Source organism: Achromobacter sp. GbtcB20, from assembly GCF_019091095.1.
Taxonomy (GTDB): domain Bacteria; phylum Pseudomonadota; class Gammaproteobacteria; order Burkholderiales; family Burkholderiaceae_B; genus Achromobacter; species Achromobacter mucicolens.
In genome coordinates, this window is the sequence record NZ_JAGXJZ010000156.1 from 1 (window position 1) to 618 (window position 618).

Here is a 618-nt window from a genome sequence, read left to right on the forward strand (position 1 = left end):
GAGACGTCGCGGCCGCGGTCGCGCCAACGGCCAAGCGCCTCGAAGCCGGCCAGATGCCGCGTGGCGAGCTGGCGCAGCGGCTGGTTGTGGACCTGGATGGCGCCGGCCTGCTTGGCCTTGAGCAGCTGGGGCGTCATGTCGACGTCCTTCAGGTTGTATTTTTCGACGGCGACGGGCTTGATGCCTTTCTGCTCCAGCGCCTTCTCCAGGTCTTCGCGGCCGAGCTGGCCGTAGCTGGTGGAGTCGGCCAGGATGGCGACCTTCTTGAAGCCGCGGCGGGTCACGGCTTCCTCGACGATCATCGCGGACTGGATGGTGTCGCTGGCGGAGTTGCGGAAGATGTAGTTGTCCGGCTGGTTGGCGAACTGCTTGGTGATGACGGAGCCGGTGGCGACGTTGTTCATCACCGGGATCTTCGCGTTCTGGTAGAAGCGCTGCGAGGCCAGGGCCACGGTGGTATTGATGTAGCCGACGGTGGCGGCGACGCGTTCCTTGTTGATCAGCTCCTGGGCGATCTGCACGCCGCGCTCGGGCTTGGCCTCGTCGTCGCGCTCGACCATCTGCAATTGCCGTCTCAGCACGCCGCCCTTGGCATTGATCTCCTGGACCGCCAGCTTG

1 protein-coding gene is annotated in these 618 nt (G+C 65.4%); it reads right to left on the reverse strand.

Annotation, left to right across the window (positions count from 1 at the left end):
• A partial coding sequence (locus KVT32_RS28310; protein WP_217619229.1) for an ABC transporter substrate-binding protein occupies positions 1–618 on the reverse strand: 618 nt, incomplete at both ends.